Raw genomic sequence first — 6,712 nt, forward strand, 5'->3', positions numbered from 1 at the left:
GAAGTATTTTCTTCCCATATTTGCTTAAATCGCACATTTGTTAAAGATATTGCGTCGCAATATGCATATTTTGCGCTGCGATAGCGGTTCAGGCTAAAAATACTCCCCTGCCGGCTTGTTTCGCCGTGCTGATTATGTAGTGTTACTACAGTTTCTGTTTTGGGAGTGATAAGCATGGCCCTGTTCGAGCCGGGAGTCGGATATGTCGATATTTCATCCGGTCAGTTGAAAGGCGCAACCAACCGATATGTGAAAACATTCAACGATCTGGAAGGCCTGTACGGCGATACAGCAGCGTTTCAGGCGCTGGCATCCAGGCATGGAAATGAAGTCGCTTACGAGGTCACGGACTACAAGGCATCCAGCAATCCCGGTGACATCATCATCGGAGTGACACGCATGGAGCCGGGCAAGGTTGGCGATGAATACTATATGACGCGGGGCCATATCCATGCGCGCCCCAATCGTCCCGAGATGTATTATGGGGAGAGCGGGCTTGGCGTCATGCTGCTTGAATCGCCGGATGGACAAGTTCGTACCATCGAAATCGGACCGCGCACTATGTGCTACGTGCCGCCCTTCTGGATTCACCGGTCCGTCAATGTTGGCCGAGAACCTCTGGTCATGACCTTTTCCTATCCCGCAGACTCAGGACAGGACTACGACATCATCGCCAAAGCCGGAGGCATGCGCAGCCGCATTGTCGACGATGGTGAAGGCGGCTGGAAGGCCATCGACAATACGGGTTATCGCGCACGACCGCAGACGCTGGTCGACAGCATCATGGCCATGGTTGATTGATCTTGCCGCCAGGAGAGACAGAATGACGGACTATGCCCCAGCGACGCAGCCAACGCTCTATTTTATAGGTGTGACGACAGCCAAGAGCTCTATCATGTCGGTGTTTCCGGCATGGGCAGACTATCTCGGTCTCAAAAATACGGTGATCCGCGGCATCGACTTTCCGCTGCACGCTGCCCCGGACGCCTACAGGGAAGCGGTGGCGTTCATCCGCGATGACCCGATGTCGCTGGGTGCTTTGGTCACCACGCATAAAATCGACCTTTTCAATGCGTGCAGGGATATGTTCGACGAAATTGATCCGCATGCGCGCCTGATGGAAGAAACAAGCTGCATTTCCAAACGCGATGGCAATCTTGTGTGCCATGCCAAGGATCCGATCTCTTCGGGCCTCGCTCTCGATGCCTTCCTGCCGGATGGCTACTTCGAGCGCACCGGCGCAGAACTGTTCTCGATCGGTGCCGGCGGATCGACCATCGCGCTGACCTGGCACATGATGCACAGCCGCCGGATCGGCGACAGGCCGTCACGCATCGTCGTCTCCAATCGCAGCCAACACCGTATCAACGACATCAGGCGAATCCACAGTGCGATGGGCACCACCCTCCCCGTCGACTATGTGCTCGCGCCCCATCCGACCGACAATGATGCGATTGTATCCTCGCTCAAACCCGCCTCCGTCGTCATCAATGCCACGGGTCTCGGCAAGGATGCTCCGGGATCACCGCTGTCGGATGCCGTCCGTTTTCCACCACAGACGGTGGTCTGGGACCTCAATTATCGCGGCGATCTGATCTTCCTGGCTCAGGCCCGGGCACAGCAGCAGGCCTTGGATCTCCAGATAGAGGATGGCTGGGTCTATTTCATCCATGGCTGGACGCAGGTGATATCGGAAGTGTTTCACATCGAGATACCGCCGAGTGGGGCGAAATTCGACGCGATCTCGAATATCGCGCTGAAGGTCACGAAGGGTAAATCATGGCGATGAAAATCCTTGTCACGCCCCGCTCTTTGACGGAAGCGCCGCATCCAGCCGTGGAGGCGATGATCGGTCACGGTCTAGATGTTGTTTACGCCACGCCCGGTCAACTGCCCAGCGAAGCAGAACTGTTGCAGCTGGTCCCTGACGTCACCGGCTGGCTGGCAGGTGTCGAACCGGTCTCGCCGCGGGTCATTGCGTCAGCCGGAAAACTCAGGGTCGTCAGCCGCAACGGGACGGGTCTCGACAATCTACCGCTGGCCGACCTGAAAGCGCGCGGCATTGTGGTGCGGACGGCCGAGGGCGCCAATGCGCGCGGCGTTGCTGAACTGGCGATTGCTATGATCTTTTCCGCACTTCGACATCTCCCCTACACGGATCAGGGACTAAAGGCGGGAAACTGGCATAGAAGACGCGGTATCGAGTTCTTCGGCCGTACTGTCGGCGTCATCGGCGCCGGCGCGGTCGGTGGCACCGTTGCCCGCCTTGCCTCGGCCATGGGCGCCAGGGTCCTGGCATTTGACCCTGCGCGGCCGGAACTTGGAATAGACCCGTCTCATTTCCAATGGGCGACCCATGAGGAAATTTTTCGGCAAGCCGATATCCTGACGCTGCATTGTCCCCCCGGTCGCGAAGGCCGCCCTCTGGTGAACGCCGACCTTCTTAAGACAGTCAAGCCAGGCCTTATTCTCGTCAACACCGCACGCGCCTCGCTGGTTGATGAGTTAGCCCTTGTGACGGCGCTCGATGAGAAGCGGCTGCAGACCTATTGCGTTGATGTGTTCGATCCGGAGCCGCCGGTCCATCCCGGTCTAGCCTCGCGACCCGATGTGATCGCCGGTTCTCATATCGGCGGCTATACCGAAGAAAGCGTCGATCGCGCCACCAAGATGGCAATCTCCAACCTGCTGTCAGCGCTTGGCGTGGAGCAAATGGCAACGGCGATCTAAGGACATTGCAATGGCCGTTCTCAAGCAAGTCCCCTTCGAAGGCCCGCTCTCGAAACGGCTCGCGCAGGCCCGCCCTCAAGGCGTATCGCTATTTTGGCTCGGGCAAGCGGGCTTCATTATCGATGTCAAGGGAAGGCGTATCGTCGTTGATCCCTATCTATCGGATTCGCTCGCCTTCAAATATCGCGACAGTTCCCATTCCCATGCTCGGATGGCGTGCGCGCCGGTTACAGTCGAAGAACTCGGTCCTGTCGATCTGGTCCTGTGCACGCATCATCACACCGACCATATGGACGGAGAGACATTGCAGCGCCTGGCCATGCGCCTGCCTCACCTCAAGTTCGTCGTTCCCGCCGCATCCGGGCCGCTGGCTCTGCAACGCCTTGGCGTCGCTGCCGACCGCCTGATTGAGGTCGACGCCGGCGAGAGCATGCATCTGCCTGCTTTCAGGCTGCAGGTCATGCGTGCTGCCCACGAGAGCGTCGAGCAGGACGAACAGGGCCGCCATCGTTTCCTCGGTTACGGCCTGGATTTCGGGACCCTGCGCATTTTTCATTCGGGCGATACCATCCCTTTCGAAGGCCAGGATGACGAAATCATGGCGTTTGCCCCTGATCTTGCGTTGCTACCGGTCAATGGCCGCTCGGAGGCGCTGAAATCGGCAGGCTTCGCCGGTAATCTGACGCTCGCGGAAGCGACGTCCCTCTGCAAACGCTGCGGTATCGCCGTCATGATCGCGCATCACTATGGGATGTTCGCTTTCAATACGATTGAACCCGAGGTGATCGACGATGCTGCCCAAACCTCTGGGGCACTTGTTCGCGCCCGCGAGGGAATAGAGTTTCGCCTTGACGCTGCCTAAACTGGAGTGGCAGAAATCACCCATGGCATTTGAAGACCTAGCGGCCCGAAATACCGGCCAGAACATTCTCGAGATCGTGCGGCACGCGCTGCCGGATTTGCGCAAATCGGAGCGCAAGGTTGCCAATCGCGTTCTGGAAGATCCCAATCGTATCCTCAATGCGGCATTGGCAGAGGCCGCTGCCCTTTCCGATGTCAGCGAACCCACTGTCATCCGCTTCTGCGTCGCCATCGGCTGCACGGGATACCAGGAATTCAAGCTGAAGCTCGCCCATAGTCTGGCGCTTGGCACAACCGCCACACATTCCGTACTCAGCAAGGACGATACGACGGCGGAGCTGGTCGAGAAGATTTTTGGTTACACGATGACCAGCTTGGATTGGGCGCGCAGTCACCTCAACACCGAGGCGCTGGGTGCAGCGATCGGGCTCCTGAGCCAGGCGCGCAGCATCGAGTTCTTTGGGCTCGGTGCATCCGGGATCGTGGCGCTCGACGCACAACAGAAATTTCCATTGTTCGGCGTGCCTTGCGGCGCTCAGGCCGACACTCACCAACAGTTAATGACGGCCTCGATGATGCAGACAGGCGATGTCGCGGTGATCTTTTCCAATACCGGCCATACGATCGCAATGATCGAGGTGGCTGAAATCGCTCGCAAAAGCGGCGCCAAGGTGATCGGCGTCTCTGGCTCAAAGGCTCCGCTGCTCGATTATTGCGATGTCGCCATACTCGTCGAAACGCTCGACAACACGGACATTTACACGCCCACCATTTCCCGTATCGCTGCCCTTGTCGTCGTCGACATTCTCTGCTCGGCGGTCGGCTTGCGCCGCGATGCAGAACACGGCCAGCGGTTCGAGAATATGAAACAGCTGCTGCGCAACCAACGACTCGATGGTCCGAAAAGGCCCTCGTGATACCAATATTGAATTGGCCGGATTTCACTTGCGGATTACAATGAAGCCGGACAGTGATGGCAAGAACTTGGCAGCCTTTTAAAGGACTATCAACGCATTGCGGTGAAACGTTTTCCACTCCGTACGATTAGCCTGTTACGAAAAGCACATACCTGCCCAAAATATTGGCAACCGATGAAACGCAGCTAAGAGTCTTCTCTGATTGGGGTCGATGAAGGCAAACTGCTCCCGATTTAAATCTCGGATCATGCCGCCCCGCGGGCAATAGCTTCTCTTCGCGGTCGGCGCGTGGCCGCCGCATGATGGGGACAGGAAGCGCTGCGATGCCCGACGATTGAAATGGACCGGAATAGAGCGTTGCGGATTTCACCTTCCACGGCCCGACGATCGCGGTGCGAAGCGCGCTTAAAAGTGACCGGTGCATCCATCCAGATGTCCCGTCGCAATCCCTGACCAGACGCCAGTTTCCGTATTCCTCTATGATCTCTAGAGGCAAACCGGACGCCGTATACAGCCATTTCACGGAGTTTTCGAAAGAAGAACCAATCCTCATCCGGGCACTTTGGGCCTTGAGCGAGACAAATCGGGGGATCGGCAAACCCGTCTCACGCCCTGTCCTCCAGCCGAGCGGTGCCTTGGATTGTGCCGACATGGAAAATGCGTTGGTCTCTGAGCCGGCAATTGCCAGTAAAAAGAGCACACCAAGCAGGGCGCGATGGCATAGCCGCCCACATTGCCGACAATACCGGGAAATCTGAGCACAAAAGAATGCTATCTGCACGTCATTCGCACTTTGCAAGGCGTTTGAGTGCGGCGGTCACACCGTCCAATGAAAATTTGTAGTGTGTTTCGGTGCCACGCCAGGAAGTGCCCTTGACGATCATCTCGCTGCCGGCCCGCATGGCGGCGATCATCTCAGGGGCCCGCGACGGATTTCGCAACCACGCGCTTTTCTCCTTTGTAAGCATAGAGAATTTGGCATCGCCTATTCTTACGGAAACAGATGGCCCAGATTTCAGTGAATATCCGAGCATTGCTTGAGGTTCATACTTCGCACCCTTCGTGCTTGTCGGTGCCAAAAGGAAATAGTTTCTCCCATGGTCGACGCCTGATGGCTTTTGATCCGTCGGGATGGTGAGCAGGTAACAACTGGAAGAACCGCCCGTGTTGTAGGCATAGACCCCCCAAGCATCAAACTGCTTGATCATGGTCGGTTGGGCGGAGGCTCCGGCCGTGCAGAAGAGTGTAGACATAACGATGAGAGAGATACGTTTCATAGAATTTCGCTCCTGATCAACGGTTTTGGTCGTTGCTGTTGCGACAGAGAGATTGGATGAACACCCCAATCAGAACCGCTGTGGGTTACCAAAAGGTTAAATATTATGCCGGAAATCCTGGCCGCACGACCAAATGGTCAACACAGATCCGAACCTGCGGGGTTCCCCGGAGGGCTGTGTGCAAAAATCAACGATACCAGCCGACAGCAGCGAGATCATTGCACATAGTCTTACAGATCAGGAAACCGGCGATGCCACGCAGCTGGAGCCTTTGCTTGAGCAGATCGACGATGAGATCGGCCAGTTCACCGCCGATGGAGCCTATGATGGCGCTCCCACCTACGACGCTGTCCAACCTCACAGCCCAGGCGCATGGGTCGTTATCCCACCACGCTCGAACGCGGTGGAACGGCTCAACGCCCAAGTGTCCTGTCAGAGAGACGACCACATCGCATCTATCCAGATCGATGGCCGACTGAAATGGCAGGAAGGTACCGGCTATGGCAAACGAGCTTTGGGTGCAACCGCGATGGGAACAACCAAATAAGCGGGCCCATCAAAGACCGATTTCCGCACATTTGTTGCTTCCCGCACCAACGCTGCGACGGAGTGAAGCGCAACTAAACCGTCCAGCAAAATGTAACCTCATCACACAGTGACCTTTGATCCGCGGCCGTAGATGAGCAGCATGCCGATGATGACAGCGCCATAGATGATCTGGCGAAACGCTTCGGGCATTTGCATGATCGACAGGACAGAGTTCAGCAAGACGATCAGCACGACACCGACAAAGGTCCCGGTGTCAACGCCGGAGTAAAAACCGGCCAGGCGGCGGAGTAAAACCAGGCCACTTGCGGCGCACGCATGAGACCTCCGGGAGGGCGTAGCCCGAGCGGGGGTCTCATGCGTGCGCGTCGATGTTCTGAA

7 protein-coding genes and 2 pseudogenes are annotated in these 6,712 nt (G+C 57.1%); 6 read left to right on the plus strand and 3 right to left on the minus strand.

Annotated elements, in window-relative coordinates; all coding sequences use genetic code 11:
* The first annotated feature begins 174 nt into the window (after nucleotides 1-174).
* Genes AX760_RS10970 through AX760_RS10990 form a run of 5 tightly spaced genes read left to right on the plus strand, consistent with a single transcriptional unit; the run spans nucleotide 175 to nucleotide 4,508 of the window.
* Nucleotides 175-801, plus strand: a complete 627-nt coding sequence (locus AX760_RS10970; protein WP_071832917.1) for a glucose-6-phosphate isomerase — start codon at nucleotides 175-177, stop codon at nucleotides 799-801.
* Nucleotides 802-823: 22 nt separating this feature from the next.
* Nucleotides 824-1,789: a shikimate dehydrogenase family protein gene (locus AX760_RS10975; protein WP_071832918.1), complete on the plus strand. Its 966-nt coding sequence runs from the start codon at nucleotides 824-826 to the stop codon at nucleotides 1,787-1,789.
* A complete protein-coding gene (locus AX760_RS10980; protein WP_071832919.1) occupies nucleotides 1,780-2,730 on the plus strand; it encodes an NAD(P)-dependent oxidoreductase in 951 nt (316 codons plus the stop codon). Before AX760_RS10975 ends, AX760_RS10980 begins: the two co-directional genes overlap by 10 nt.
* Entirely contained in the window at nucleotides 2,699-3,592 is an 894-nt protein-coding gene (locus AX760_RS10985) for an MBL fold metallo-hydrolase (RefSeq protein ID WP_245294988.1), read from the plus strand. The genes AX760_RS10980 and AX760_RS10985 overlap by 32 nt, the downstream gene beginning before the upstream one ends.
* A 22-nt stretch (nucleotides 3,593-3,614) precedes the next feature.
* Entirely contained in the window at nucleotides 3,615-4,508 is an 894-nt protein-coding gene (locus AX760_RS10990; protein ID WP_071832921.1) for an SIS domain-containing protein, read from the plus strand.
* 127 nt (nucleotides 4,509-4,635) lie between these two features.
* On the opposite strand, the gene AX760_RS10995 is transcribed toward AX760_RS10990, so the two are convergent.
* Together AX760_RS10995 and AX760_RS11000 are read right to left on the minus strand one after the other, a co-directional pair.
* On the minus strand, nucleotides 4,636-5,160 hold the full coding sequence (locus AX760_RS10995) for an SH3 domain-containing protein (RefSeq protein WP_083531152.1): 525 nt from the start codon (nucleotides 5,158-5,160) through the stop codon (nucleotides 4,636-4,638).
* 130 nt (nucleotides 5,161-5,290) lie between these two features.
* Entirely contained in the window at nucleotides 5,291-5,785 is a 495-nt protein-coding gene (locus tag AX760_RS11000; RefSeq protein ID WP_071832923.1) for an invasion associated locus B family protein, read from the minus strand.
* A 193-nt stretch (nucleotides 5,786-5,978) separates the two neighbouring features.
* Here AX760_RS11000 and AX760_RS11005 point away from each other — a divergent pair.
* Nucleotides 5,979-6,329 (plus strand): annotated as a pseudogene (locus tag AX760_RS11005) (transposase); the annotation flags it as partial.
* Between the two features lie 104 nt (nucleotides 6,330-6,433).
* On the opposite strand, the pseudogene AX760_RS27670 reads toward AX760_RS11005, so the two are convergent.
* Nucleotides 6,434-6,712, minus strand: a pseudogene (locus tag AX760_RS27670) (hypothetical protein); the annotation flags it as partial.

The sequence above is a fragment of the Pararhizobium antarcticum genome, assembly GCF_001885585.1.
GTDB classification, from domain to species: Bacteria; Pseudomonadota; Alphaproteobacteria; order Rhizobiales; family Rhizobiaceae; genus Pararhizobium; species Pararhizobium antarcticum.

Excerpts from the sequence above, each read along its gene's own strand:
- AX760_RS10970 (WP_071832917.1), top strand. The coding sequence starts at position 175 with ATGGCCCTGTTCGAGCCGGGAGTCGGATATGTCGATATTTCATCCGGT.
- AX760_RS11000 (WP_071832923.1), bottom strand. The coding sequence starts at position 5,785 with ATGAAACGTATCTCTCTCATCGTTATGTCTACACTCTTCTGCACGGCC.
- AX760_RS10980 (WP_071832919.1), top strand. The coding sequence starts at position 1,780 with ATGGCGATGAAAATCCTTGTCACGCCCCGCTCTTTGACGGAAGCGCCG.
- AX760_RS10995 (WP_083531152.1), bottom strand. The coding sequence starts at position 5,160 with ATGTCGGCACAATCCAAGGCACCGCTCGGCTGGAGGACAGGGCGTGAG.
- AX760_RS10975 (WP_071832918.1), top strand. The coding sequence starts at position 824 with ATGACGGACTATGCCCCAGCGACGCAGCCAACGCTCTATTTTATAGGT.
- AX760_RS10990 (WP_071832921.1), top strand. The coding sequence starts at position 3,615 with ATGGCATTTGAAGACCTAGCGGCCCGAAATACCGGCCAGAACATTCTC.